This is a genomic window from Dysgonomonas gadei ATCC BAA-286 (assembly GCF_000213555.1).
GTDB lineage: Bacteria > Bacteroidota > Bacteroidia > Bacteroidales > Dysgonomonadaceae > Dysgonomonas > Dysgonomonas gadei.
Genome location: NZ_GL891979.1, coordinates 674,256 through 701,124, shown reverse-complemented (window position 1 = coordinate 701,124; position 26,869 = coordinate 674,256). Strand labels below are relative to the sequence as shown.

Here is a 26,869-nt window from a genome sequence, read left to right as displayed (position 1 = left end):
AGAGAGAGAGAGAGAGAATTTCTAACCACACTTAACACCTTACCTTTATTTCTTCATTTTATAATATACTTTACATTCCTTATCCCGGGGAGTGTAAAAAACACATGTACCTATATAAGCCACACCATTATAATTGCGGGCACATGCGCGCGCGATATATTATTTTCCATATATAAATACAAGTTCAGGCCTCACACCTTCGCAGATGCGAATATTTTCATGTCCTGCCGGGCCATTTTGGGGACTATAACATACACTCATCTTAAGCAAAAGCTTCAATACCTCACAGATAGGGAGATTCTTGTTGTCTTTAGGAAAAATCTTTTCTCCCTCGCTCCTGGTCGCGGCTTGGGAAAGTATCGGGCAGGGATATGGGGTATTGAAACTTTTGCGCAATGATGATTACAGAAGAGATGATGAATGACAAATTATAACAGACAAAGACAAGTAATTTATTTTTTTTTGAACTAAAACGAAAAACTACATGATTCAAGCAAACTTTAGACAAAAACATCGAAATGGAGCTATTTTTAAAATACTGATATTGCTGATAGCAATATTAAGTATAAGTATGGCCCTGCCTGCACAGGTAACCGTAGGCACAAATGAAGAGCCACTCTCAGGAGCCTTGCTGCAACTAAAAGACAAGGACAATGTAACTGACAGTACACTGAATGCCCGCAAAGGGCTGGCACTCCCCCGTGTAACTCTTTCGGAGAAAAAGGAACTTTACCCGATGTTCCTCGCAGATCCTGACAATCCTGCTTCCGGCCCCAGCACCGATTATACAGCTAATAAGCTGACATTGGATAAGGCGCATACAGGACTTATCGTGTACAATCTGGTAGAAGATGACGACAAGGAACTCTGTCAGGGGCTTAACCAATGGGACGGAGAACAGTGGAACTGCTTCCAGTCCAAGATGGGCAATGCTATCGCAACTCTTGGCAATTGCGATTCCCTGAAATTCTTCGGAATATATAAAAACGACGTATCCTTAAATGCAGGGAATTATATGACAATACCATTGCATGTGACAAAGGCCGGAGCATATACTATAACAGCAATGCCCGATCCGGACAACGGTTATTATTTCACGGCTTCGGGCGTTTTCTTAACTCCCGGTTATTACTTCGTTTCCATACCCGGTGCAGGGACACCTCTGGACTATACACCGACCGGAGGAAACGGCGATCAGATAAAAGTGACATTCAACAACAAGGCGATGGACGCCTGCGACCCGTTATACATAAAGGTGGAAGACTCCTCGGTGAAGCCTGTTTACTATATGTCTTGTAGCGCAACCAAAGTGAGAGGTGTGTATCAGTTAAACAAGGAACTGGACCCGGATGAAAATTATATAGAAGTGACATTGAATGTAACAGCGCCATATGGGGCTACTTATGTGATAGAGACAAACACCGTGGACGGTATTTATTTCAAAGGGTCAGGAATGCTGAACACTGCCAGCCAGACTGTGAAATTGCAGGGCTACGGCACACCCACCAGCGTGGAGAATAAGGTGATGACGATCACATCCAACAGTTCATCGGATGTTTCTACCTGTAAAGCTACTGTGGTAGTCAGCTACCCTACAAAATCGGTGTTTGCGTTCGGATACTATGAGAATACAGCGGGATATCTGGGCCAGTCGGGGTCGGGGCTGAGAAAGATGATGGACGCTTCTGTTAATTTTGGAAATACGGAAAGCAGTACTGTTAAAATAGTACCTTATTCATCTTCCCAAACATTTTATCCTTACAACGTTGTGAGCGGATCTTCCGCCTATAATACTGCTACAGTTAAGAGTTATCTGGATACTAAACCTGATATCGTCATTACAGGGTTTGACCTTGATGTTACCGATAAATCAGCAATGGCCACCAATCTGGTCGACTATTTGAAAAAAGGCGGGGTACTTATCTTTGTATGTGAGCGTCAGGCAATGGTGAAAGCCTTTTTTGAAGCTCTGTATCCGGGCTATACAATTACGGCAGACTGGACAACAACGAATGTGATGACGCTGAATTTTGTAAATGACGAGATTGTTAATGGCCCGTTTGGCGATATACGCGGTCTCTTATGGGGTAATGACAGTTATGGTGCATCCGGCGCGCAAGGTTTGCCCGACGATGATGAGATCGTTGTCTTATCCAGAAATAGCAGTGGCACACCAATGATACTGAGACACAAAAGGTATAATCTCCTTTTCATCAGTGAGGGTGGATTTGCAGCTAACCATAATGGAGCTACAGGCGCAGGCGCAGGAGGATCAGCTTCTACATATCCCCTTGCTATCGATACCAGTTTCAAACCTATGACACGCACCGGATGGACAGGAGGAAACGTGGAAAATGCCCGTCTTATGGCAAATGCTTTGGCATGGGCTATCAAACAGGCTCAATATAATGGTATAAATACACGGTAAAATGACATAGGCATATCCGGTTATATTATAAGCAGGGGCGAATGAGTGTGTTCGCCCCTGCTATTTTATATTAGGGCAAACGCATCAAATTGTTCAACTTCTATCGAAGGCCTGTAGGGGCGTATTGCATACGCCTAATTGTGATATTTTGTTATGCGGGCGTATGCAATACGCCCCTACAGGAGACTGAAAACAACTTTAGGTATTTTGATGCGTTTGCCCTAATTTTATATATCATCTTTTTCGTCATATACAAATTTCACCTTGCTTTTATTCACTTTATAGGTACGGGCGCATTCGTTGCGGATATTTTCGATATCGCCTGTCTCTATATTTACTTTCAGGCGGGTGATGCCTGTTATTCTGATTTCACGGATTATAAACATTCTTCTTTTAATTAGTATATTAGCAAATTCGCAGATTAGCAAATTACCGGATAGATATATTCATTTAATTTTTGCTAATCTGCTAATTAAAAATAAATTACCTTACCTCCCTGTACCTGCCCACCAATACTTTATTGCTGCGTATATCGGTCAGAATCCTGGATACGATGCGTTGTATCTTATGCGCCTGCACATGCGTGATAGCGGCCAGCGTATGGTAATTGACCGCCGGCTTGAGGGTTATGTACATTTTGAAAAGTTCAAACTCACGCAAGTCATAGCGGCGATATACATAATCGAATATATCATCCTCCAGTTTCGTCTGCATATGCTCATGCTCGTGAGGATTGGAATGGTGCGCTTCGAGGTGATGGTGCACAGGTATTGCTACATAGCGGCTTTCCTTTTCGCTGTCCTGTATATAGTTGGTAAAATAAGACCGGTGGAAATACGCCTTATAGTCTTTTACGATCATGCCCGAATAGAGAATCTTTTCGCTGATACGCATATAAGTGGTATAAAACACATCCTCGTTGTAGGCATATTTGCCTATCAGGAAGTTGGCCAGAGATTGGTGATTCTCGGTGAACCATCCGTTAAACTCGTCGGCTTTCTTACGATGCGCGGGCTGTGGCTCGTCCCGGTCGTCGCGTCCGCGGATAAAGTATTTCTTACCTGTGTTGTTTCCGTTGCTGTTTCCTAGTTTCATGTTTATAGTAGTTATGAGTTATGAATTGTTGACTGCTAACTGTTCACTGCCTAAGGCTTTCCCCTTCAAACAATATCCGCGTTGTGGTCGATTTTATCCTGTCCAGCACACGGTCGCCGTATCGTTTGCGGATGTCGTCTACCGGGAGATTGGTGGATATGATGAGTAGTTTGCCGTGTTTCTCGGCGGCATCCATCACTTCGGCAAAAGCCATACGCCTGTTGCCGAATACATTACTTAATGTTCTATTTTTTCTAACGCGCCATCCGGCTTGTTTTTCATTTTGCCTTGATGCAAAACGAAACAAAAAATCAAGGCTGCATCCCCCGGGTACCCAATCCGTTGCAGGCGGGGTAGAATCAAACGGGGCGATAGCCCGTGTGTTTGATTCAGACGGCAAAACGGTTTTGGGTACCCGAGGAATTGAAAATCGAGGAGCGTAGGCGACTCAACAGGAGCGCTAGCCTTTTGGTTCGTTTTGGGCAATGCCAAAATGAACGTTTCAGCGAAACGTAGTGAAGCAGAAAATAATAGAACAATATTATACTACAATAGTTACTTTAACTACTGATTGGCATTAATAATTAAACCAGTCCATATTAGTCGACGGCTGATAATTCAGTGATGAGATGTCATACATGTTTGCCATATTTTCAATTTGTTAATGTGAATATTAGCATATTAGCAAATGTGTTTTCGCCATTTCCGAATCTGCTAATTTTCGAATTTGTTAATTAATTACTTCTTTCTGTTTATTGTCTGATTCAAAGCTGCTGCCATGCGTTCGGCCGTAGTCATATCCCCAGCATTTTTAGTTGTGTGCGACAGTTGAACGGCAGGATGTGCCGACGGAGTTTTTTTACGCATCTCTTCTACCTGCCCTTTTGTGGATTCGAGCATCGACTGTGCGTCTTCCAATGTTTTAGTCAACTGGTCGATAGTTTGCTGCATTTCGGCAATCTTAGCTTTCAGTGCTTCGGCTGTTTTAGGTTCGAAAGTGGCTAGTTTGTGCCGTGCCTTACTGCGTTTCAATGTTTGCGGAGCTTTCGTCTCTTCGGGTTTGGTTTTGTCTTCCGATGCTTCGCGCGTCTCTGTGAATTGTCCCTGCTCGTCTATTACCAGCAAATTGCCATTTGCAAGCTGATGCTCTCCGGCCGGCATTTGTTCTCCGTCGAGCGTGGCAAATCCGTCTTCGTCCACATAGGCTTCCTTGCCGTCGGCCAGCACAAAGACTACATAAGGCGTACCGCTAGCCGTCACATCCGCCTTTTCTACGGCTTCGATGTCAAGCAACATGCGTGCAATGCGGCCGAGTAATGTTTGTTTCGGTCTCTTTTTGTTCATGTTTACATTCATTTGATTTTTAATTTTGGAAATATCCGGTTGTTGATTGAAGAAACCTTCCAAAGAGAAGCCCTTGACGTGGCCGGTCATCACCTCTGTGTTCCAGTATCTTTCATTCTCGACCTTGTAGCTGCACATCAAGGTCCCTTTGGGAAGGTCTTCAAATCCTAATGCTTTTGATTTGTCTGTCCGCGGGTCTGCCACTATCCACAGTTCGGTGAGATAATTGCCCGAGAGCGGTGTCTGATGCTGGTGTGTGGTATTGTGGAGCGCCACACCGGTACGCATCATTTTCTGTGCTATTTTCTCTATTTGTTCGGCCGAAAACTTGATGTAATAGTCGCCCAGTTCTTCACTGTGGCGATAAATCAGTTGTTCGGGTTTCAGTACTACGCCTGTGAGTATGCGTTTTTTCGTGTCGCGATTGAGAAGAATATGTTCGCTGTTTTTTTGCAATGCCACGAAATCGACCTCATTGGCCGGACAATCGACAAAAGATATGGCACAGATGCCGGTTACATCGTCTTCGTTATCGTCGATAATACAGTTGTAGATAGGTAAGTTCATAGATTATCTGCTTTTTAGGGTATAGATAATCGGATTGGGGAAAAATGCAGGTAAATGAAAAAAATTAACATTTTGATCTAATCACAAAAAATATTTATTCTTATCACGTCAAAACAACAGCCAAAACAAGCTGTATTAACAAAAAACAACCAAAATTGACTGTATTAACAAAAAACAACCTAAAAAGGCTGTAAGTAAAATAAAAAAATAGTATCTTTGTATAAAACAATAAGAGCAATGAGTTGGATAGGAGTAATAACAGGCGACATAGTAGATTCTACCGAAATACTGAGTTCCGGAAACAGGGACAGGCTACTGGATATATTGCATAACACTATTTCTAATGTCAACACTTTAGCAATAGCTAATGCCAGAATAGAGATATACAGGGGCGACAGCTTCCAGATAATTACCGATAATGCCAAAGCTACCGTATGGACAGCCATAGCATTAAGGGCTGCCCTGACAGCGAATTCGGGTGCCAATCTCCGCTGGGATGCGCGTATGGGCTTAGGCATAGGAAAAGGCGAGTTTATAACAGACAGCGTCGTGGAATCGGATGGAGAAGCCTTCCGGTTGTCGGGTCAGGCATTTGATATGCTGGATAAGAACAGTCGTATGTGTATTATTACACCTGACAATGACTTCAATGATGAACTGAATGTCAGCACAACCTTCGCTGATGACATCGTATCCGGCTGGACACAGGCACAGGCTTCGGTTGTATATCCCCTTATGCTGGCGGAACATACATCTCAAAAAGACCTTGCAGAAATAACAGGAAAAACGCAACAGACTGTCAGCAAGTTACTGTTAAATGCAAAAGCAGGTAATATAATCAAATATGCAAGCCGGTTCAGAAGAAAGGTATCGGATTTGGAAAAACTTAAATCTTAAAAAAGATGGAGATCAATATTTTACTCAGGCTTCTTTGCGCACATTTCCTCTGTGACTTCCTGTTTCAGCCCAAATCGCTCGTAGACAGAAAAAAGAGTGATAATATAGAGATAAGTCTGAAAGCAAATATAATACACAGCCTGATACATGCTATTGCGGCGTACATTATTGCAGGAGCATGGTTAAGCTGGTATATTCCCGTAGGGATACTAATCAGTCATTTCGCAATAGATTTCCTATATAAGCGAAAGAAAGAAGGACTGCAACCATTCCTGATAGACCAACTGTTACATATTATTGTTCTGATATTGCTTTGGCTTATCTGTGAAGGCCAGTTCGGGGCATTATGGGAATATATATCCGGCCTTTTTGCGGGCAATAAGATGTGGATTGTCCTGATAGCATATATCCTCATACTGCAACCCTCTTCGATACTTATCGGCATATTCACCGAAAAATGGAGCAGCCAGTTGAACATAACAGGAAATAACGGACTACAGGATGCCGGAAAATGGATTGGCTACATCGAACGCTTTCTTATAATTACATTTATATTTACCGGAAATTTCGAAGCCATCGGATTCCTTCTGGCAGCCAAGTCAATATTCAGATATGGCGATCTGAAAGAACTGCAGGAAATAAAAATGACGGAATATGTAATGATAGGAACGCTTTCGAGTTTTTCTGTGGCTATCATTATCGGGGTGGTTTTTAAATATTACCTACTTTGAAAGCAGTATATTATATAAAATAAACAAGAGGCTGCCCTTCCCGGACAGCCTCTCTCAAATTCTACTGTTTAAAGCCTATACCTAAACAGTAAACGGGCATTTATATACCAAACAATCTGCTCATTGTTAATATCCCGGATTTTGTTCCAGTAAGTTGTTAGCCCCTATCAGGCTGTAATGTATCGGGAAGCGGTTCAGATTTGGATTATTGGTCGCTTTGTGATCCCACCAGTCTTCTGTCACATAAGCATCCCAACGTACCAGATCGGTACGGCGGCGGCCTTCGCCCAAAAATTCGCGTAACCATTCGTCCAGCATACGGTATTTGTCAAGGTTGGAAGCCGTAACAGGATCAGGGTCGTTTCCGTTTGCGAAATAACGCTTGCGCACGGTGTTAATCAATTGAGCCGCTTCGCCTTTTTCTCCTGCGCGCATTTTGCATTCGGCTAATGTGTAGTAAATTTCGGCCAAACGAATGATAGGAATATCGGGATCGAACTTACGGTTCTTTTCACTCTGATTTGGACGCGGGCTGCGCTTGGTTACACGCACGCACGACGACTCCTCGGCCGTAGCGATTGTAGACTTTAGAGATGCTACCGTCGGATATTCGGCCGAACCTACTTTTGCAAAGTAAGCCACCTGATCCACTATCGTGATTATCTGCCCGTTATACTCACGGCTACCTGTACAAACCCAGTCGGGATTAGTAGGGTTGATCAGTTTTCCTACGATAAACATTCCACGATATTTGCCATTGTTTTCATATACGTATGGTTGTTTGCGTATATCGTTATCGTGGAACTTGGAATAAGCACCGCCCAGTTTATAAGGATATTTATTGCCCAGCGGGTCGAGGCTCGGAATCAGCCCGATACCATTGTTGGAACCCGAACCTTCCAATCCTCCCAGATAGTTCCTGTAGTTGTAAGGAACCATACGGTCCCAGTACATACCATCTGTTTCCAGCTTGGCATTCTGGCTAGGTACCGACCATATTATTTCGGTACTTGTTTCATTATCGAAGCCGAAAATATTTGTCCAATCCGCATCCAGTTCATATTTGCCGTATACGCCACTGATAATATCCTGACATATCTGTCCGGCCTCTGCATACATTTCCGTACCGATATACGATTTGGCATTGAAGTAGAGGCGTGCCAGAAGAGCGGCTCCTGCGGCCCTGTTGATACTGCCGTTTTCCAGCCCACCCAGTTCTTCTTTTAATGGAAGGTTAGGGATGGCTTCTTTGAGCAGATTTTCGATAAAGTCGAACGTTTCCTTATCGGTCGAACGGCCCTTCACCTCACTCTGGGTTGTAGTATATAGAGCTACCCCTCCGAAAAAGTCGAGCCCGTCAAGGTACAAAGATGCTACCAGTGCTTTTTGCTGATTCAGCATCGATTCACGTGTTCCCTGTGGAAAACCCAGGGCATCGAAGTCTACTTTTTCGAGGTCTTCGAGTGCATCCCAGGCAAGGGCTACTCCCATCGCAAAGTTTGTCCATCCTGTTTCGACGAAAATCATATCTTCGGTATATTCATGGTGATGGAATTTCTGATAATTGGCGCCGTCGAACCAGTCGCTACCTCTGGTAGGCTGACAAAATTCGTCTGTACCAAGTTCCTGCAACATCCAGCGGGGAGCGTCATTGGCTACATACCAGCGCCAGTGAGTGAAAGGGCGGTTGAAACGTTCCCATACCGCTTCCTGCGAGGTATAGAACGTTTCGGGTACTACTTGTGTATAGAAAGTCGGATCTACATCGCAAGATGTAGCTGTGAGCAGACAAAGGGCTCCCGACAATATAAATTTAGTTATCTTATTTTTTTTCATTCTTGCCTATGTATTTAAGAAGAAAGTTTTTAATGATATATTATTTCAGACTAACTACCTGTTATATTTGATTATAACAGAATAATAAATAGGTCTGCGATCTTAGAAGTTCACTTGAAGACCAAAAGTATATGTGCGGGTCATCGGATAGAAACTACCATCCCAGAATTTCTCCGTACCGCCATCCCAATTGGTGATATTCACTTCGGGATTCATACCGCTGTAGCCTGTGATAGTAGCAACATTACCCACTGTTCCGTAAACACGTATGCGGTCAACGAATTTGGTGTATTTTTTCATCGGCAGAGTATATCCCAATGTAATAGCGTCGATTTTCAGGAATGTACCGTCTTCGAGATAGTAGTCACAAATCTGTTTTTCTCCCTTAATGTGGGCAAACTTTCCGTAAGCATCTTTGAGCACGTTGGTATTTCCTCGTCCCTGAATACCGAAATACATATTTAAGGTGTTATATACATCGAAGTCTATCCAACTGCGCAGGCTGATACCCAGATCCAGATTCTTATATGTAAGCGTATTACGCCAGCCAACGATCAGTGTAGGCAGGTAATTACCCATATACTGTTTATCATTTTCGGTCTTTTGAGCAGCGGGTATCACTTCTCCGTTTTTATTGTAAAGAAGGAAGTTTCCGTCGTCGTCGAACCCTGCAAATTTCCAGATGTAGAATGAACCGATTTTCGAACCTTCTTCTATACGCGCAGCATCGCCGGGTGTGCCCGGAGCAACGAATCCGTTACCGTTGTAATAAGTATTGTTACCCCACAAGCTGAGTATCTTACCCGAGTTGTGGCTGAGATTCATATTGGTAGTCCATGTGAAGTCTTTAGTGCGGATAATATCCCCACCGAATTCGAATTCCCAGCCTTTACTTTCCATACTACCGATGTTTTGCCATTGAGAACCCTGTGTAAAAGGCGGCTGAGGAACTTTCACGTTATAAATCAGATTGTCTATCTTACGGCGATAATAGTCAAATTTTCCATAGAAGCGGTCTCCGAATATCGAATAATCGACACCAATATTCCATTCTTTATTCTCTTCCCATCCCAGTTTGGAATTTACGTTCTGTGACTTACCAAACGAATATGCCCATGTTCCGTCAGGTAGCATCCAGTAAGCATCTGAACTAAGCATATCGGCCATATACGAAGAGCTGAAATCGTTGTTACCCGTTACTCCATAACCGAAACGCACTTTAAGGTCTTTTAGCCATGTAAGGCTTTTCATAAAACTTTCAGCGGAAATACGCCATCCCGCCGATACCGACCAGAAATCTGCCCAGCGATTGTCTGCGGCAAATTTTGAAGAACCTTCGTGACGGAGAGATGCCTGCAACAAGTATTTGTCCTGAAAAGAATAATTGGCACGTCCGAACACCGAAAACAAGCGTTCTGTGATATTTTTACTTGAGGCCAGATTCGCTTTCCCGTCACTGCGGTACGAACCAACTCCGATATTCCAGAACTTGAGACCGTCCACATCGAAGTCGAAGTTTTCCATACTGAAACCTTCACCATTGTTTTCGAAGTACGAATAACCGGCAGTAGCATTTAGCACATGCCCTCCGTTAAATTCTTTGATATAATTTGCATATCCTTCGGATGTAATATTTTCTGTCTTGCTGAAATTGAGATATGCAGCACCCCTGCGCGATTCTTCCAGTTCGGAGCGATGATAGCGCGACCTGTAGAAGTGATATTCCCACTGACGGTTTTCGTAACCTATTGTCTGCGAATAAGACAAGCCCGGAACAGGCTTTATATTCAGTTTGAAGGTGACTTCCGGTTTGAACCATTTGTCCAGCCCTTCGTAAGTGCTCAGTCTGGCATCGGCTACCACATTATAGTCCAGCGACTCGTTGAGCCATACGTTGTACCCGGTTTCACTTTCGGGGTCGTAAGGCGAACGTGTAGGGTTGTTTCGCATAGCTTGTTGGAAAGCCGGAATATTGTTGTTTCTCCATGCCTGACGGTAATCTACATTCGGGCGTACTTCGAGCCAGTCGTCAAACAGTTTGAAATTGGCATTGAAACGTCCTCCATAATCTTCGCGCTCGTCGCTCAAAGATATCCCCTGATTTTTTTCATAGAAGAACGATGTATATACCTGAGCCTTTTCTGTTCCCATATCTATAGCCACATGGTGCTTGTGAGAGAAGTTATCATCATTTATCATTTCATTCCACCAGTTTGTATCCGAACCGTGATCCGTGCCTATACCATGTTCGGCATATTCTCGTCCGGTAAGCATCTGAGGAGCCCCGTAAGCCTGTTTCTTAGTAAGTTCGTTGCTATAGGTCAGTTTTACCTTGCCGTTGGTATTCGAACCGCTCTTGGTTGTAATCAATATTACTCCCGAAGTGGCGCGTGTACCATAGATAGCTCCGGCAGAGGCATCTTTAAGTACGTCTATCGACTTAATGTCGTCTTGTGTAAGTGAACGTATATCCCCGCCCGGGAATCCGTCAATTACGATCAGTGGCGATTTACCTGCATTGATAGAAGTAAGCCCTCGCAGCTGGAATGTTGTACCGGCATTGGCGCTCCCTATATTATTCATGATCAACCCGCTGATTCTACCTTGTAAGGATGCGGATATATCGGAACCGCCTACTCCTACCATCAGGTCTTTTCCCGAAATGGAGGTAACGGCACTGGTTACTTGCTTTTTATCCAGTGTACCGTATCCAATCACCACAACTTCTTCGAGTGTCTTCGCATCTTCCTGTAAATTTACAGTTATAGCATTCTGATTGCCTACCGGAACTTCTTTCGGTATAAAACCAACGAAAGAGATTACCAATACGGCATTTTCGGGAACATTGTGCAGTATAACTTTTCCGTCTGCATCCGCGATATTTCCGTTAGTGGTACCTTTTACCACTACATTGGCTCCGATGAGAGGCCCATCTGCGTCTGTTACAGTTATAGTGATAGTTTGTCCCTTTTGCAAAGGGGCGATTTCATGAGAGACAGTCTTTTTCTCAGTATTTTCATCAATAGCCTGCACATCGGGTGCATAAAACAGGAATAATCCTATAGTGGCAACTGCTAAAGAAGAAAACGACCTACATAATAATCCTGAATTCGGGGCATTAATTTGTCGATGTGTTTTCATTAATTTCTAATAAGATTTGTTAATAATAAAGCGTTAAATCGTTAAAAATTGGTTATGCATGCACTGTGGATCCGGGCATTATCCTTGCATACGTAGGGTGTAATCCATGGTTTCATGTTTTCATACTTTCCTCCTTTTTATAAATCTGTTAAACATTAAGGTATAATGTGTTAAATCTGATTTTCAACAAAATAAGGTTTAACATAAACTATCATATATGATTGTTGTGATACAAACATAATCAATTTTCTTTAATGAACAATCATTAATGATAGAAATTCATGGATAAAGAAACTTTAGTTAAAAAAGTAGGTCTGAAGATTAGAGAAATAAGAGAAAGTAGAGATTTGAGCATGATGGATTTGGCTGATAAACTTGATATAGAATATAATAACCTCATAAGGATAGAGAAAGGACGCACTAATCCAACCCTTGGGACACTATACAAAATTTGTCAGGCACTCGATGTAAAGCTAGTCGATATTGTAGATATCGAATGACTCACAAACTCAACAAAACCGGCATAAAAAGCTGAAATGATAAATAAAAATCATTAATTTTTTCATAGTCGTTATTAATACTTATTGACATTTTTATTTTTGCCCCTATTTTCCCGGACAGAGAAGCTCATATTTAATAGTACCGGAAAGGATTGCAAAAGATAAAAATGACAAAGTATGAGATTATAACCCGCTCAGTTCTTTGCTGCAGTGACAGTTATTCATGTTTTGATACATTTCACCTACTCATTCATGTAAGATCTAATCCGTCCTTATACACTTCGTATTTTATACCACCATATCACACTCATTTTCTTCCCATTAATAAAAATGTGATTCTTTTTCTTCTTTTTTTATTACTTATTTATGGAATTCCCTCAAAAAAACACTCTATATAATATCAAACAAATATAAATTAATATATTTGTAGTAAAGGGGGATGTGCGTCGGACGTTTTTGACAGCGCATTTATATGAATCTACATAATACCGAAAAACATGGTGAAGTATGCTAAATATACCATATTCTCCTTGATTATCCTATCCACAACGACAGGATTGGTATCGTTCGTATACGAAAATGCCGCAGTAAAGGAAACCCGTCGGTTCAATGCAGACAAATTCAGAGAAACCGGATATAATGAAGACGAACTCAGTCTGTTCTGCGATGTGGCATTCATGTTCGAAAACTCCCGGATACGCAAATGGGACAGAGATATAAAAGTGGAAATAAAGAATATCGGCGAACTTAGCCAACAATCGATAGACGAGGTGGATTCTGTCATTGCCATCCTTGCTCCACTGATTGCCCCGGTAAAGATGGAACGTGTAACCAATGGTGGTAACCTGCACGTATACAGGCGTGTGCCGGAAGTGGTATCAAATAAGTTGCCACAATCTATCTGCCTGAACGGTATGTCGAAGGTAAACCGCAGATCTTCCTACTCGTGGAGTATCAATTTTGCTATGATCTATGATGGTTGCCATGCTAGTTCACAAACACTTATGCATGAATTTCAGCATGCGTTGGGGCTGGATCATCCTATCAAGTTATATCCCTATTATGTAACCATAGGCAGGTCGGTAATACCGCAGTTTTTCCGTTCGCAGGACGAAATACGAAATATGATGAAGGAACCTTTCTATATATCGAAGGAAGAAAAGATGGTGATAAAAATGCTGTATTCGTCCGAAATAAGATCGGGACTTCATGTGGAAACTTTCGCACAAAAGATGGGATTTACAGATGCAGAGCGTAAACTGATGATTCCGGATGTAAACAAGCGCCCTCGCATTATCATCTATCCTGAAGAGGAAAGGAAACAAATTGGATTTAAGAATTAAAAATTCAGTAAATTACGCTCACACTAAATGCGCTCGAAGATTGTCAGATACATCATTCTTATCTCGCTTCTTTTGCTTACGGCATGGGGCACGGCAGCGCATTTCTACAGAAAGTCGGAAGACGAAAAGATACAGGATTTTGATGCGGACAAATTCTGTAAAATTGGTTTTACGGACGAAGAATTCGATTTGTTCTGCGACATTGCCTTCAACCGGGCCGGGGAGCGTATCCGCAAATGGAATACAGATATACGGGTGGAAATAGAAGACACCGGAAAACTGGATAAAAACGTTATAGCCGAAGTAGATTCCGTTATAACCCTACTCCGCCCGCTGATAGTTCCATTAAGGATAGAACGTGTACCGGATAACGGAAATGTTATCGTATACAAGAATGTGAAGTCGGCTCCGGCAAACAAGCCGAGGCAGAAACCGATATTTGTCAACGGCATAGCCCGCATAAACGAGGCTACAGACCATGCATGGAAAATAAACTTTGCCCATATATACGACGGGCGTGAATCGGGCACGCAAACCCTGATGCATGAATTTGAGCATATGCTGGGACTTGAACACCCGATGATGCTTTATGAATACTACCTCACTATAGGCCGTTCGGCCATCCCGCAGCATTACAGCGCATACGGCGGCTGGCTGCGTTTTCAGGGAGTGCCTTATTATATTTCGGAACAGGAAAAGACAGTGATAAGGATGCTGTATTCGCCGGAAATAAAAGCGGAATTAAAAAAGGATGATTTTTTGAAGAGGATGGAGAGGAGATAAAATCTATTGTAATATTCATATTATCTCAATATTTATATCAAAAAAATGAAAATTACAAATCAAATCATTAGTTTTGTGATTATTATGGCACAAAATATATGGCAGATATAAAAGAACAATTTTATCCCACTTATAAAGCAAATGAAAAAGAAGTTTTACTCATTGAGTTTGAGGAAGCACAAAGAATCGCAAATGGACAATCTAATATTTACAGACAACTAACAAGTATTTTACTTGGAGCTACTACTATTTTGATTCCTTTATTCTTTAGTAATAAAGAAGATACATCTTTCTTCATTACTATTAATCAGTATTCAATACAATTAGCAATACTAATATCAATTGTAGGATATCTTCTATTAAGATATTTTGTTGAATTACAGAAAACGATAACAATTAATGCCCGAAAAGTTGTTACATTAAGAACATTATTAGGGCTTGATTACGGGTCTATCCAGCTAACTTTACCAAATAATAGGGTGGAAGGAGCAAATAATCCTTTCGTTATTAAATATTTCAAAGGATGGCTAAAGTTCGAAACTACCCCTTTTTGGATTTTATTTATAGGTGTTAATTTAATATGGTATCTCGCTACAAAGAATAAAGGTGATGATATTATATTGAATATAAAAAATATATCTATACCTTGGTTGATTGGAAATATCCTTATATCATTCTCTTATCTACACATCTTTAGGACAAATCTACATGATAGACATGAAACTACTTTTTTGAATTTTATAAAAATTTTGGCTACAATATTTCAGTTAAAGCTAGTAAATGATTTTGAATATATCCTATATCGAGCTAAATTAGCTTATATTGAATTGAATCGATTGGAGGTAGATTATTCTATATTGAAAAATATTTTAGTAGACATAGAAGATTCTGATTTTTATAAAAACAATAAAGGATTTTCAATTAAATCATTAATAAGGGGGGCAATAAGTCAAATTTCATTTTTTAGAGATAAAAATAATTATATAAAAAGTGGAGGGTCAACAATCACGATGCAATTGGTCAGGACCTTATTCATTTCATTCGGACAAAATAAATTTAAAAGGAAATGTTTTGAAATCTTATTGTCATATTGGATAAGTCAGCAGTTTACCAAAGAAGAGATTCTGAACATTTATATTGCATCTGTACAATATGAGAGAAATGTTATTGGATTAGCAAAGGCAATAAAATATTTTTTCGCTTATGATTTAAAGAATTTAAAACTATCAAACGAAGAAAGTTTTTTTCTTATTGAAAGATTATCCAATATAACTTCATCTGTAAATTTTGACCGAATAAAATATCTCAATACAAAAACATCTACCAATATAAATTACAAAAAATTGATAACCTTATATGAGAGCCGAATAAATATTGGCCTTTTGAAAAATATTAAATAAAAACTGACACAATATAAAATAAGAATGTTTTGAGTTAACTGTCTCAAAAGCATTCTTCCTTACCTAAATTTTCAACCAGACACAATTACACTGATATATTCCCACAAAAAATAGTGCCGGCATGGAAATCCTACACCGACACTACACACTTAACAAATAATAAATTAATGATTTGTTCCTTCAAATAAGTCGTGATTTTCCTTGTTTTGGGAACCCTTCGCCTTGAAGTTATTGAATGTATAACTCAGGCTTAACGTAATTAACGGATAATTGGGTCTTATATGCGTCACCGATTTCAGGTTTGCTGTATTTATATTACTAACATAGCGTGCCGAGTTGAACACATCGCGGAAAGACAGGGTGGCATTCAGCTTCCTGCTGAGCAACTGCTGGCGCACCGCCAGATTCACATACCAGAAAGCATCAGTCTTCCCCTGTGTAGTTACAGACGGGCCTACAAAATTGCCATCGAGTTGCACACGGGTGGTTTTTCCGGCATCGTATGAGTTATTGAGTGTTATCTCGTAATTATTACTGGTTTCGTCACCACTTTCGGTCTTATATTCATTCTCTATCTTGTAATGATAGTAGCTGCCGTTCAGGTTGATATTCCACTTGCGTGTAGCCTGTATCTGCGCGCTGATCTCAAGGCCTGTCGAATAATCGTGCCCTACGTTTGCCATCGAATCCAGTGTCACACCGGCTTCATACGGTACACGCAAGCGTTCTATCTTATCCTTGCGGCTACGATGAAATACTGATGCCGAAAGCGCGTGTTCACCAATATTCTTCTTATAGTTCAGTTCGTATGAGTTGATGTATTCGTTACGGATATCGGGATTGCCTATTTCGGCAGAATAATAGTCGCGGTATGTAATGTACGGCTCCATGAAAAACAATTCGGGGCGGGTGATGCGCCGCGAATAAGAAGCCAGTATCTTATCGCCTCCCGGCAGGTTGTAGCCGAGGTGTGCCGACGGGAAAAATTCGAATTTGTCATATGTACGGTTAGCCCATTCCTTCGAACTGCGAAGCACACGGTGGGTATGCTCGCCGCGAAGCCCCAGCTGGAAATCGAAATTGCGGTAACTGTCGGCCACTATGGCATAGATGGAATGTATACCGTATTTGAAATAGAATGTATTGTAAATATCATCGCGCCAGTAAAATTCTTTTTTTTCGGGATTCCAGAACTGCATGCTGTAATCACCGTCTTCGAGATAGGAGAAATACTGGTAGCCGCCTTCGATACGCCCCGTTTCGCGATATGGAAATATGTAATCGAGGTTTCCGCGCATTGTCCAGCGATGTTCGTCTTCCCATGCTCTGTGTCCCTGCTGACGTTCGCCCTGGTAGTTGAACAGGTCGCTCTGAAAATATTCCATGGCATCGCCACCATATTTAAGGTAGTAACTCCCCGTGAGGTCGTGCCCCTTATCATTAAACTTGTGCGCAAAACCGACGGTTCCCTGATAATAAGTCTCGTGCAGATCGTAGTCGTCATGGCTTATATAGTCACCGCTACTTACAGGCACACCGGCTTTAGACTGCTCTTCTTTATAATCGAGGTCACCCTTACGTGTACGTCCGCCATAACCGCCCTGCACATCCACATTGAATGTGGTTTTCGGCAATGTGTACATCCATCCGGCCTTCAGCGAATAGTCGAAATTATTGCTTTCGCGTGGCCCGTCCGAATCGGATATGGTGGTCACATCGGATACGATGGTGGTTTTCTCCTGCCGGAACTTACTTTTACGCAATCTGTCATTCCATCCGCCGCCCACATACCAGCGTGAAGCCTTTTCCTGCTGTGTGAGAAGAAAATCCACCCCACGTGAAAGCATGGTGCTTCCCGTGAGATTGACCATACCGTTCAAACCTTGCAGCGAATGTTTTTTGGTGATGATATTGATAATGCCTACATCGCCACCTGTATCGTGGCGGGCCGACGGAGTGGTGATTATCTCTATATTCTCTATATGTCCCGATGGTATTTGTTCCAGTGCCTGCGAACCGCTAAAGACACTCGGTTTGCCATCTACATAAACGGCAAATCCACTGCTGCCCCTGAATGTTACTTCCCCTTCGGCATCGACACGTATCGAAGGTGTGTTCTCCAGTATATCGACTGCCGATCCGCCGCTTGCCAGCAGATTGTTGGATGCATCTATAACCTTTTTGTCCAGTTTATAGATAACCTGTCTTTTCTGTGCTACGATTTCTACTTCGGCCAAGCCCTGTTCCAGTGGCTTCATCTCTATAATACCCAGATTGAAGACTGAGGCAGATGTATTCAGCACTATACCGGAGCGTGTATATACATCGAACCCCACAGCCCTTACCAATAACGAATATTCTCCGTCCTTGATATCGGAAAGGATGAAGCCTCCGTCTGTTTCCGGAAGAGTATGCAATACGGGATTTGTTTTTCCCTTTTCAATAAGGATTATATCGGCATAATCGATCGGTGTATTTTTCCCGGCTTCTACTACTTTTCCCTTTATACGTGGAATGGAGGCGGATACAGTGAGGGTAAGACACAATAGTGTGTACAGGAAGAACAGACTCTTCATTATCGTTAATCAGGTATTTAGTTAAATTGCATGCAAATATAATATGAATAACAATAGATTAACTATTTTATTTATATACAAATGTTAAAGAACAGAAATATGTCAGAAATGTATAATGATTTGTCTGTAACAGAACATTTCTTTTTTAATCGTAACTCTACAACGGAAGAGGGTAATTACCTCTTGCATGCATCCATATACAAATTAACAAATACGTCCGAAAGTATAACAATCTTCCGGGCGTATTCTTTTTTGAGTCAGATATTTAAGATTTAGATACCCGAACAGTTGCCTGTCATTCTTAATTATTTTTCACTGTATAGATAATTTACTTTTATTTTGATAAATGTTTAATCAATTTCCCGACCATTTATCTACCTGTACGGCATCTTCCTGTGCACGGATTATATCCGTTACAGCTACTTTAGGCTCTATACGGATATCTTTGATAGCATTTATCAGGGCTTCGTTGTCACCCGAAGAACCCGACTCTATGCGGATGTTCTTAATGGCATGTACTAACGCATCGTTGTCGGAAGAAAAATTAGGGGCTAAAAACGGCGCAGGCATCATCCCTCCCGCTGCAAATTCCCGTTGAAATGGCAGATCGAAACCCTGTGATGCTCTGGCGAAAAATCCGGTTACATCGGAGGGTGTCAATTCTTTGCGTTGGGAATTTATATAGCGTACTAAACCGAGATTTTTAGACGTAGATTCACGATTGATTACATATTCGCCGCCCTCTACTTCTATATTTGTACCCTCAATTCGCATGCCGCCTTGTGCATGCCGCTTGCCGTTTAGTAGTCCACCGTCTGCGAATTTGGCAAGCTGCTTTGTCATTATACCCACCTGAATCGCTCCTGCTGCGGTAACAACCGCCGCCAGTATAGGGCCGAGAATAGGGCCATAAGATAAGGCCTTGGTTGCACCCTGTGCTACATTGGCTATGGCTTCTCCTATATTTTTTATTAATGTGGCTTTACGGTTTAGTTTTTCTATTTTTTCCTGTTCAGCTTGTTTTTTTGCTTTTTTATTATCTAATTCTTTAACCTTTTCATTATATTTACTTTGTGTATTTACTAAATCATTATGTGCTTTAGAATGCGCCTGAACTTCTTTTTCCAGTTCTTGAACTCTGGCATTATTTCCCTCTTTTGCCGCTTGTGTCTTCTCATTCTCAAGTTCAGTCGCTTTTCTGGTACTTTCTTCTACTTCAGCGTCCATCCCCTTCTTCTTTTCTGTATAGTGTGTATGTTCTTCCGAAATCGCATCTATTTCCGCTTTATACACACTACTGATAGCTCCAAAAGCCGTACCGAAATAGTCGGCGGTCTGTGTCAAAGCCCCTTTCACACTATTTGCCACCGTACTTAGCTGTTCTGCATACTGCCTCCACTGTACCATGCCGAGGTCTTGTTCTTTCTTTTCGGCGGCGATGATGCCTTGCTGTACAATTATAAGTTCGGCACCTGCCTGTTTTATATATTCCAGTTTTTTGGCTTCTATCTCCTTGCGTTTCTCGGCATTGTCGCCGGCAGCATCTAATTCAAGCTCGAATACCCAAACTTGATCCATCATTTTTTGCATCATAGATGCCCGTAACGCCTTATCTTCATTTATCTGGTTGGCATAGTTGGTTCGGGTAGCCTGTATGTCGAGGTACTTCTTTGTGGCATCGGCAGCCTTGTCGGTAGCTTCAGCACTCTTCTTTGTAGCATCGGCAGATTGATTGTTGGCTTCTGCTGCTTTTTCTGCTGCATCGGTAATTGCTTTTTGTGATTTTACAGAATGGTCTACAATCTGGCTGACAGTCTTGTCCGAAAAGGTCTTATCTTTCAACATCATATCCTGAAAGAAAAAATCGAGTTCATCAGCCACTTTCTCCGTGCTTTTCTTTATTTTCTTCGAAGCTGTATCTACATGCACTTCCATCTTTTCGCCACGCTGTTTCAGGAAATTCTCAAACGTGCCGGCTTTGTCTTTCTGGTATTGTTGTTCCAGCTTGGCCGATTCCTCGTTATATTGGGCGTCAAGGTCTTTTAGTTTCTGAAACCGGGCTATTTCCATCGCCTGCCTGTCGGCATCGGAATATTGTATATAGGCTGTTTTTTCGTCTTCGGAGGCAATGGTGAGGTCGGTTGCATTTTTTATTGCCTGCGTTTCCAGTTTGTACTTGGCTTCGAGCGAGGCTTTCTGCTTCGCGTAGCTGTCGTCTATGGCAGTAGCCATATTATTCATTGACTCCTGTATTATCAGGGCGCGCTTGTCGTTGTTGTCCTGTATGTGCCTTGTTATTCCGGCTTCTGTTTGTTCATATAGTTTCCTTATCAGGGCTTCCTGCACGGTGGTGTCTTCCCCCCTTTTCTTTGCATCAGCGAGCGCACGGTTCAAAACGGAGAGGTCTTCTTTTTCCTTTTCTTTTGCCGATTTTATAAAAGCGGCTTCTTCTTTCTTTATTTCATCCAGCTTTTTTTTATGTGCATCGCTTATCTTCTTAGCGCCTTCCAGTTCTTTATTTATGCCCGTTTGTATCGACACCTGTGCTTCCTGCAATCCTTTTACGCTGCGGGGCAATAGCTTCGACATGCCATCTACAATCGTACCTATCTTTTGGTAAGCGGGTATAATCTTATCCATGTTCTTTACAGGCTCGGGCGAAGTGAGTATGCCTTGTAATACTTCCTGAGCCGAAATTACGTTTATGGTTTTTATTTCCACATTTTCCAGCTTGTCCTTCAATGTTACAACATCGCTACTGTCGATTTTTAATTTAAGTGTTTTGTCTGCCATAAGTGTTTTTAAGGTATAGATAAAGTTTTTTATTTTTGATTACAGATTAAACCAATTGTTAATTTAAAAGTCTATATTTATAAATGGAAATACTATAAAACAATGAAAAATATCTTATATCTTATCATAACATTATTTATCTCCTTTAATCTTGTATCTTGTGAAAAAGAGAACGATATAGGAGGGGGGAGCACAAGTACAGATAATAATTACATTAAAGTCTACGAAAAAGATTTAATATATGCTATCCGTTTAGCCTACACAATAGTACCCGATGGCAATAACTATAAAGTCTATGAAAAAGATTTAATATACGCTATTCGTTTGGTCTATACAATAATACCAGATGGGCAGAACTATAAAGCATACAATAAAGATTTAATAAATTCTACCAACTTGGCATATACAATAGTACCCGATGGACAGAACTATAAAGTATACAATAATAATTTGATAAATTCTACCAACTTGGTATATACAATAATACCTGATGGACAGAACTATAAAGTATACAATAAAAATATGATAAGTTCTTCCGAACTGGCATATACAATAGTTTTTCCCCAATAATTACCTCCTTATCTGCTTCTCAAACTTATACTGTTCATCCTCAGCCCGCGCCTTATCTATCCGGTAAAGGAGGAATCCGAAAACTTCGACAACTGCTTTCTCAGTAATCTGGTCAAATAAGTATATTTTATCCTCCGCCAGATCGGCCCCCGCTACCGCGCGATTGTATCGCGTGGTAATACATCCAACCAATTTACCACAGCAAAACAGATGAAATATATACCCTCCGGATTTTTGAATTTATAATTATGACTCATACTATCTATCATTTTCTTTTTAATTATATATTACCACGCGATACAATCGCGCGGTAGCAGGGGTCTATCACGTTTCCGGAATGTTTATAAAAGTTTGCAATCAGGGTATCTTCTACTCCCAGAAATTTACCAAACTTGGAAACTGCTTCCTCTGCTTTCTTTGTATTGATCTCAATATCAATGTTTATCGTTTTCTTTGCCATAAGTTTTTATAGTATAGATAAAGTTTATTATTTTTAATAATGGATTAAACCAATTGTTAATTTAAAAGTCTATATTTATAAGTAATAATACCTAAAATCATGAAGAAGTATCTATATGTTTTATTGGCCTCATTACTTAGCTTCAGCTTTAATAGTTGTGAAGAAGATATTTATACTAGTCCTGTATCCGAACCGCCATCTAAATTACATTATAATGCTAAACGTACAAATACAGGCTATGTCATATATTCAGGAGGTTCTTCATCCGCAAGTGATATAGTCTATAATGCTAAACGTACAAATGCTGGCTATGCCATATATTCAGGAGGTTCTTCGTCTGCAAGTGATATAGTCTATAATGCTAAACGTACAGATACTGGCTATGTCATATATTCAGGAGGTTCTTCGTCTGCAAGTGATATTATATATACTATATCTACTTTTACTAATAGTTTTTTGATATATAAAGTTTAATTATCTTCTTACTCAAAATACTTCATCCAATACAAATAATCCTTATAATATCCCCCTGTTACCGTGCGATTACATTGTATGATTATTCTTCATTTTACCACCTTATCTGCCTTTCAAACTTATACTGTTCATCCTCAGCTCGTGCGGCTAATTCTGCCGATGCCGTTGCTATCTGCCCTATATTGTCTATCACGTTTCCGGAATGTTTATAAAAGTTTGCAATCAGGGTATCTTCCACTCCCAGAAATTTGCCAAACTTGGAAACTGCTTCCTCTGCTTTCTTTGTATTGATCTCAATATCAACGTTTATTGTTTTCTTTGCCATAAGTTTTTATAGTATAGATAAAGTAATTGAAATTACAAAAAAGACTTGCAATACATCTATATTATTGCAAGTCTTTCCCGTTTTAAAATTTCGGAATGTGAAGTTTAAAAATTCGGTTAAGGCGATTATATAAGTGTTTAATTAATGAAAAGCACACCGGATAAGGAGTGCATCCATAGAGAAATCAATCGCAAAACGGCTACCGCTGTCAAACAGTATTACCATCAGGTACGTGCAGCCGTTTTTTTAACCAAGTAAGTTTCTTATGTAAAGAACGTTGTATGCATTACAAATATAACCTGATCTATGCTAAAAATGAAACATATTGCGTTAAAATAACTCATTAAAATAGTTAATTAACCAATTGAATATCAGATCATTTACTTTTAATATTTTAAATGAATTTTTGTCTTTAATAACATTGCTATATAAAACAGGACGTCCCGCTTCATCCGGATACGGACAACTTTACTTAAATAATGTTATTATCCATTCATAAATCTACTTCATTCTCGTAATGTTCTTATATTTGGATTATAGTAATTTAACAGGTGCATATGTGTACCAATAAGATAAACCTGACATGTTACACAAAATAGAAGCTACGCAGAGGCCCGGAACCAGAATTTGCGCAGGCATAAGAATAAAAACAACCGAATTATGAGATAATCGTCCGATAAAGATATTTTTTTATTTTAATACTTATGTTTTCCCATAGTATTAGAATAAGGTTAGTTGGGAAAAGGTTGTTGTGAAACAATCTTTTCTTTTTTCATCCATATTTATATATTTTTTGAATCTGGCATTATCAAATTAAAAAAAGTTTATCTATACAGTAAAAAGCTATGAGAGAACTAATACAATTACCCCTGATAAGTGAGAAACTGTTTAAGATGCATTCACCTGTGACATCCAACACCGACATCACCGAGTTTATACCTTATATCTGTATTGCGCAGGAGCTTCATATTGCAGGCATACTGGGCGAGCCGCTAATGGATGAATTATGCGAACAGGTATCGGCCAATACCCTTACACCGGAAAACAGCGATCTGATATTGAAAATCGCCCCTGCCCTCTCCTTCTGTGCCGTTTATCAGGCTTTGCCTTTCCATTGGGCTACTATCGTAAACAAGGGTATAACAATCCGGGAAAGTGAGAACAGTAAAGGTGTGGATATAAAAGATCTTGCTCAATTGCGACAATGGGTAAAGAACGATGCAGATGTGTTAAAACAGCAACTTGTGGATTTCCTGTACAAATACCGGACTAACTATCCTTTGTGGCAACCGGAAGATAAGTGTAAAAAAGAGATGGAATTCAACAGTGGATTTCATTTTCCGAAGCGTTAGCTCAAATTCCTGTTTACAATGCAATCTATTTTAAAAAAGACAGTTTCCAAAACTGTCTTTTTATTGTTTATGCAACTTAAAACAGGCCAAAAAAACTATTATTAACAATAAAAAGTCATTATTTTGACGTTAAAAACGATATTTCCAAAAATCATGTCATATATTTGTGCTCCGAAAAAAGACAATAAAGACAATAACAGAGTAAAGACAAAACTAATTGAACTGATATTTGTTAAAATATAAGACAACACAATAGACGTATTTGTTCAAACTATTAACTTATGAAGCTAATCACAAAGACTTTAATATTACATTTGATTGTAATAATAGCAATGTCGAACTTCTCAATGCTTACAGCGCAAATAACGATCGGTTCCAACCTTTCACCAAGGACAGGAGCCTTACTTGATCTCAAGGAGACAAATACAAGCGGCAGCAATTTAGCAAATTCTACAAAAGGACTCTTACTACCGCGTGTATCCCTGGTCAGCCTTCAAAGCTTGGTTCCTTTGGTTATCTCGGCAACCGAAGAGGAAAAAAAACAATCGACAGGTATGATTGTATATAATATGCAGGAAACACCGGAGCTCTCTATCGGGCTTAATATATGGGACGGAACTCAGTGGGTTCCCGTCTCCGATACCGGTTGCCCTCCAGATGTAGTTGCAGATTTCACCGTAGTTTCCGCTACGGTGAGAGGCACATATATAAAAGGGGTGGAACTTACTCCGCTGAACTATTTAAATATAGTACTGGATATTTCTGTTCCCGGAAAATATATTATCACCGGTACCACCACCAATGGTTATGACTATATTCTAACAGGCGAATTCCTGACAACGGGAGTACAAACGATTATGGCGCCGGGAAGTGGTACACCCGTTTTATCCACCAGCGATCTTACCGATGTGCCGGATGTGATAAAGGTGAAGATCAATACTCTTGAAACATCCTTGTCTAATCAGGTTCTCAGCAAACCATTAGATTATCTTATCGACTGTAACACTTTGGCTGTAAACGGAACATATCTGGTAGGAACGGAGTTGAATCCGTCAACTAATTACCTTACAATACAGGGTATGGCCACAGCACCTTCGACGGGAGGAATGTATGAGATAAAAACAGATGAAGTCAATGGATATTCTTTTGCAAAAACAGGTCTAATTTCAACTGGAAACCAGACATTTACAATACCAACGACAAATTTGACTGATAAACCGTTGACACAGGGTTTGAATAATTTTACCCTGACCACAAACAGTGCATTGTCTGCTACTACATGCCCTTTTACCATAAAGGCAGTATATCCTGCTTTATCGGTGTACATAAACAACATTTCATACGCAGGCTATCCTGCTTCTATGACTAATATAGCCGGGAATATAGACAACTACGGACCAAACGGAATATATGATAAAGTGGAGAAGATAACTTCTGCCACCGGTTCCACGGCTAATACAGTAGCCAATATGACAAATAAGGCTACCGATGTGACCATCATCAATTACAGTATGACTCTGAGTGCGACAGAGGCTGCGACAGCACTGGCTTATATCAAAAGCGGAAAGATACTTATCTACGCTGTAGATAACACCACCACCCCGGTGGCGGGTGCAGTATCGATAGTCGCAGGCCTGTTAGGAGTAAGCACATCATCCGTATTGGCTACCTATTCTGCCGCAACCAATGCCGAAGCCGGAATAATAGTAAATTCAACTACACTCACATCGCCGAACGACAAGCTTGTCAACGGACCTTTTGGTAATGCATCCGGATTATCTTTTGCCAGGGACGGCGATTACAACTGGAAGATAGATATGGCAGCGTCAGTTACGGATACTTCTGTTCGAAGCCGGTTTATCCCTATAGCCAAAGTTTCGGACGGAACTGCGCGTATTCTGCTGGTGGAGGACAGTGACAGCAAGGGCGCGCTCATTCTGCTGGCAGACGGGGGTGCATGGGCTAATCTGGCTAATAGTGGTTATGAACCGAAAAAGATACTGTTCAGCAACATTCTGGCATGGGCAGTGGACAGGCTCAATGAGTAACTTAACTCGAAGATAATATAGAGGGCAGCCGATGAGCTGCTCTCTCTGTTTCCGTACGCTGAAGAATATTGCTTAAAAAGAAAAAGTCCCCGATATCGCATCGCTGACTTCTTCAACCTTAACACAAACTTTACAAAACTACATAATGATAACGCAGGATTACATAATAATGTTCTATTATAGCCGTTAAACTTGGTTAAGAACAT

Annotated in this window: 22 protein-coding genes; 12 read left to right on the top strand and 10 right to left on the bottom strand. The window is 40.7% G+C overall.

Annotation, left to right across the window (positions count from 1 at the left end; all coding sequences use genetic code 11):
• Both HMPREF9455_RS21615 and HMPREF9455_RS02545 read left to right on the top strand, forming a co-directional pair.
• Positions 1 to 399: hypothetical protein (locus HMPREF9455_RS21615; protein WP_006798016.1), on the top strand; the 399-nt coding region annotated here is incomplete at its 5' end.
• Positions 400 to 484: 85 nt separating this feature from the next.
• Positions 485 to 2,428 carry a hypothetical protein gene (locus HMPREF9455_RS02545; RefSeq protein WP_006798015.1) on the top strand — a complete coding sequence of 648 codons (1,944 nt, stop codon included), beginning with the start codon at positions 485 to 487 and terminating at the stop codon, positions 2,426 to 2,428.
• Positions 2,429 to 2,655: 227 nt separating this feature from the next.
• Here the strand turns inward: HMPREF9455_RS02545 and HMPREF9455_RS21285 are convergent, their stop codons facing one another.
• From HMPREF9455_RS21285 to HMPREF9455_RS02530, 4 genes are all read right to left on the bottom strand, one after another.
• Positions 2,656 to 2,814, bottom strand: a complete 159-nt coding sequence (locus HMPREF9455_RS21285) for a hypothetical protein (RefSeq protein ID WP_006798014.1) — start codon at positions 2,812 to 2,814, stop codon at positions 2,656 to 2,658.
• A gap of 97 nt (positions 2,815 to 2,911) precedes the next feature.
• Entirely contained in the window at positions 2,912 to 3,523 is a 612-nt protein-coding gene (locus HMPREF9455_RS02540; protein ID WP_006798013.1) for a hypothetical protein, read from the bottom strand.
• A 43-nt stretch (positions 3,524 to 3,566) separates the two neighbouring features.
• Positions 3,567 to 3,923: a hypothetical protein gene (locus HMPREF9455_RS02535; protein ID WP_044215348.1), complete on the bottom strand. Its 357-nt coding sequence runs from the start codon at positions 3,921 to 3,923 to the stop codon at positions 3,567 to 3,569.
• Between the two features lie 338 nt (positions 3,924 to 4,261).
• Positions 4,262 to 5,434 (bottom strand): XkdF-like putative serine protease domain-containing protein, encoded by a 1,173-nt coding sequence (locus tag HMPREF9455_RS02530; protein WP_006798012.1) that lies wholly within the window; start codon positions 5,432 to 5,434, stop codon positions 4,262 to 4,264.
• Positions 5,435 to 5,671: 237 nt separating this feature from the next.
• Here HMPREF9455_RS02530 and HMPREF9455_RS02525 point away from each other — a divergent pair, with 237 nt between their 5' ends.
• Together HMPREF9455_RS02525 and HMPREF9455_RS02520 are read left to right on the top strand one after the other, a co-directional pair.
• Positions 5,672 to 6,331 carry a SatD family protein gene (locus tag HMPREF9455_RS02525; protein WP_006798011.1) on the top strand — a complete coding sequence of 220 codons (660 nt, stop codon included), beginning with the start codon at positions 5,672 to 5,674 and terminating at the stop codon, positions 6,329 to 6,331.
• Positions 6,332 to 6,336: 5 nt separating this feature from the next.
• Positions 6,337 to 7,062: a DUF3307 domain-containing protein gene (locus HMPREF9455_RS02520; RefSeq protein WP_006798010.1), complete on the top strand. Its 726-nt coding sequence runs from the start codon at positions 6,337 to 6,339 to the stop codon at positions 7,060 to 7,062.
• Between the two features lie 126 nt (positions 7,063 to 7,188).
• Here the strand turns inward: HMPREF9455_RS02520 and HMPREF9455_RS02515 are convergent, their stop codons facing one another.
• Together HMPREF9455_RS02515 and HMPREF9455_RS02510 are read right to left on the bottom strand one after the other, a co-directional pair.
• Positions 7,189 to 8,898, bottom strand: a complete 1,710-nt coding sequence (locus HMPREF9455_RS02515; RefSeq protein ID WP_006798009.1) for a RagB/SusD family nutrient uptake outer membrane protein — start codon at positions 8,896 to 8,898, stop codon at positions 7,189 to 7,191.
• Positions 8,899 to 9,000: 102 nt separating this feature from the next.
• On the bottom strand, positions 9,001 to 12,039 hold the full coding sequence (locus HMPREF9455_RS02510; RefSeq protein WP_006798008.1) for a SusC/RagA family TonB-linked outer membrane protein: 3,039 nt from the start codon (positions 12,037 to 12,039) through the stop codon (positions 9,001 to 9,003).
• Between the two features lie 281 nt (positions 12,040 to 12,320).
• On the opposite strand from HMPREF9455_RS02510, the gene HMPREF9455_RS02505 reads away from it, so the two are divergent.
• The 4 genes from HMPREF9455_RS02505 (at position 12,321) to HMPREF9455_RS02490 (ending at position 16,065) form a co-directional block, all read left to right on the top strand.
• Positions 12,321 to 12,539, top strand: coding sequence for a helix-turn-helix transcriptional regulator (locus HMPREF9455_RS02505; protein ID WP_006798007.1), 219 nt, complete (start codon positions 12,321 to 12,323; stop codon positions 12,537 to 12,539).
• 497 nt (positions 12,540 to 13,036) lie between these two features.
• The gene (locus tag HMPREF9455_RS02500) at positions 13,037 to 13,882 is read left to right on the top strand and encodes a hypothetical protein (protein WP_006798006.1); all 846 of its coding nucleotides are present in this window, start codon (positions 13,037 to 13,039) and stop codon (positions 13,880 to 13,882) included.
• A gap of 27 nt (positions 13,883 to 13,909) precedes the next feature.
• Complete coding sequence (locus HMPREF9455_RS02495) at positions 13,910 to 14,665, top strand: hypothetical protein (protein WP_006798005.1); 756 nt, start codon at positions 13,910 to 13,912, stop codon at positions 14,663 to 14,665.
• A gap of 98 nt (positions 14,666 to 14,763) precedes the next feature.
• Positions 14,764 to 16,065 carry a biosynthetic peptidoglycan transglycosylase gene (locus HMPREF9455_RS02490; RefSeq protein ID WP_006798004.1) on the top strand — a complete coding sequence of 434 codons (1,302 nt, stop codon included), beginning with the start codon at positions 14,764 to 14,766 and terminating at the stop codon, positions 16,063 to 16,065.
• A gap of 164 nt (positions 16,066 to 16,229) precedes the next feature.
• Here the strand turns inward: HMPREF9455_RS02490 and HMPREF9455_RS02485 are convergent, their stop codons facing one another.
• Positions 16,230 to 18,641: a TonB-dependent receptor gene (locus tag HMPREF9455_RS02485; protein WP_006798003.1), complete on the bottom strand. Its 2,412-nt coding sequence runs from the start codon at positions 18,639 to 18,641 to the stop codon at positions 16,230 to 16,232.
• A gap of 354 nt (positions 18,642 to 18,995) precedes the next feature.
• Complete coding sequence (locus HMPREF9455_RS02480; RefSeq protein ID WP_006798001.1) at positions 18,996 to 21,434, bottom strand: hypothetical protein; 2,439 nt, start codon at positions 21,432 to 21,434, stop codon at positions 18,996 to 18,998.
• Positions 21,435 to 21,536: 102 nt separating this feature from the next.
• On the opposite strand from HMPREF9455_RS02480, the gene HMPREF9455_RS02475 reads away from it, so the two are divergent.
• Positions 21,537 to 22,004: a hypothetical protein gene (locus HMPREF9455_RS02475; protein ID WP_006798000.1), complete on the top strand. Its 468-nt coding sequence runs from the start codon at positions 21,537 to 21,539 to the stop codon at positions 22,002 to 22,004.
• A gap of 280 nt (positions 22,005 to 22,284) precedes the next feature.
• Here the strand turns inward: HMPREF9455_RS02475 and HMPREF9455_RS02465 are convergent, their stop codons facing one another.
• Entirely contained in the window at positions 22,285 to 22,464 is a 180-nt protein-coding gene (locus HMPREF9455_RS02465; RefSeq protein WP_006797998.1) for a hypothetical protein, read from the bottom strand.
• A 99-nt stretch (positions 22,465 to 22,563) separates the two neighbouring features.
• On the opposite strand from HMPREF9455_RS02465, the gene HMPREF9455_RS02460 reads away from it, so the two are divergent.
• Positions 22,564 to 22,938: a hypothetical protein gene (locus HMPREF9455_RS02460; protein WP_006797997.1), complete on the top strand. Its 375-nt coding sequence runs from the start codon at positions 22,564 to 22,566 to the stop codon at positions 22,936 to 22,938.
• A gap of 94 nt (positions 22,939 to 23,032) precedes the next feature.
• Here the strand turns inward: HMPREF9455_RS02460 and HMPREF9455_RS02455 are convergent, their stop codons facing one another.
• The gene (locus HMPREF9455_RS02455) at positions 23,033 to 23,263 is read right to left on the bottom strand and encodes a hypothetical protein (RefSeq protein ID WP_006797996.1); all 231 of its coding nucleotides are present in this window, start codon (positions 23,261 to 23,263) and stop codon (positions 23,033 to 23,035) included.
• 845 nt (positions 23,264 to 24,108) lie between these two features.
• Between HMPREF9455_RS02455 and HMPREF9455_RS02450 the strand changes: the two genes are divergently transcribed.
• Both HMPREF9455_RS02450 and HMPREF9455_RS02445 read left to right on the top strand, forming a co-directional pair.
• A complete protein-coding gene (locus tag HMPREF9455_RS02450) occupies positions 24,109 to 24,615 on the top strand; it encodes a DUF6712 family protein (protein WP_006797994.1) in 507 nt (168 codons plus the stop codon).
• Between the two features lie 281 nt (positions 24,616 to 24,896).
• Positions 24,897 to 26,663 carry a hypothetical protein gene (locus HMPREF9455_RS02445; protein WP_148401824.1) on the top strand — a complete coding sequence of 589 codons (1,767 nt, stop codon included), beginning with the start codon at positions 24,897 to 24,899 and terminating at the stop codon, positions 26,661 to 26,663.
• Positions 26,664 to 26,869 lie beyond the last annotated feature (206 nt).

Coding starts and splice junctions, on each gene's coding strand:
- HMPREF9455_RS02445 (WP_148401824.1), top strand. CDS start 24,897: ATGAAGCTAATCACAAAGACTTTAATATTACATTTGATTGTAATAATA.
- HMPREF9455_RS02465 (WP_006797998.1), bottom strand. CDS start 22,464: ATGGCAAAGAAAACGATAAACATTGATATTGAGATCAATACAAAGAAA.
- HMPREF9455_RS02520 (WP_006798010.1), top strand. CDS start 6,337: ATGGAGATCAATATTTTACTCAGGCTTCTTTGCGCACATTTCCTCTGT.
- HMPREF9455_RS02475 (WP_006798000.1), top strand. CDS start 21,537: ATGAAAAATATCTTATATCTTATCATAACATTATTTATCTCCTTTAAT.
- HMPREF9455_RS02525 (WP_006798011.1), top strand. CDS start 5,672: ATGAGTTGGATAGGAGTAATAACAGGCGACATAGTAGATTCTACCGAA.
- HMPREF9455_RS02460 (WP_006797997.1), top strand. CDS start 22,564: ATGAAGAAGTATCTATATGTTTTATTGGCCTCATTACTTAGCTTCAGC.
- HMPREF9455_RS21285 (WP_006798014.1), bottom strand. CDS start 2,814: ATGTTTATAATCCGTGAAATCAGAATAACAGGCATCACCCGCCTGAAA.
- HMPREF9455_RS02480 (WP_006798001.1), bottom strand. CDS start 21,434: ATGGCAGACAAAACACTTAAATTAAAAATCGACAGTAGCGATGTTGTA.
- HMPREF9455_RS02530 (WP_006798012.1), bottom strand. CDS start 5,434: ATGAACTTACCTATCTACAACTGTATTATCGACGATAACGAAGACGAT.
- HMPREF9455_RS02485 (WP_006798003.1), bottom strand. CDS start 18,641: ATGAAGAGTCTGTTCTTCCTGTACACACTATTGTGTCTTACCCTCACT.
- HMPREF9455_RS02495 (WP_006798005.1), top strand. CDS start 13,910: ATGCGCTCGAAGATTGTCAGATACATCATTCTTATCTCGCTTCTTTTG.
- HMPREF9455_RS02545 (WP_006798015.1), top strand. CDS start 485: ATGATTCAAGCAAACTTTAGACAAAAACATCGAAATGGAGCTATTTTT.
- HMPREF9455_RS02490 (WP_006798004.1), top strand. CDS start 14,764: ATGGCAGATATAAAAGAACAATTTTATCCCACTTATAAAGCAAATGAA.
- HMPREF9455_RS02505 (WP_006798007.1), top strand. CDS start 12,321: ATGGATAAAGAAACTTTAGTTAAAAAAGTAGGTCTGAAGATTAGAGAA.
- HMPREF9455_RS02515 (WP_006798009.1), bottom strand. CDS start 8,898: ATGAAAAAAAATAAGATAACTAAATTTATATTGTCGGGAGCCCTTTGT.
- HMPREF9455_RS02510 (WP_006798008.1), bottom strand. CDS start 12,039: ATGAAAACACATCGACAAATTAATGCCCCGAATTCAGGATTATTATGT.
- HMPREF9455_RS02500 (WP_006798006.1), top strand. CDS start 13,037: ATGGTGAAGTATGCTAAATATACCATATTCTCCTTGATTATCCTATCC.
- HMPREF9455_RS02540 (WP_006798013.1), bottom strand. CDS start 3,523: ATGAAACTAGGAAACAGCAACGGAAACAACACAGGTAAGAAATACTTT.
- HMPREF9455_RS02455 (WP_006797996.1), bottom strand. CDS start 23,263: ATGGCAAAGAAAACAATAAACGTTGATATTGAGATCAATACAAAGAAA.
- HMPREF9455_RS02450 (WP_006797994.1), top strand. CDS start 24,109: ATGAGAGAACTAATACAATTACCCCTGATAAGTGAGAAACTGTTTAAG.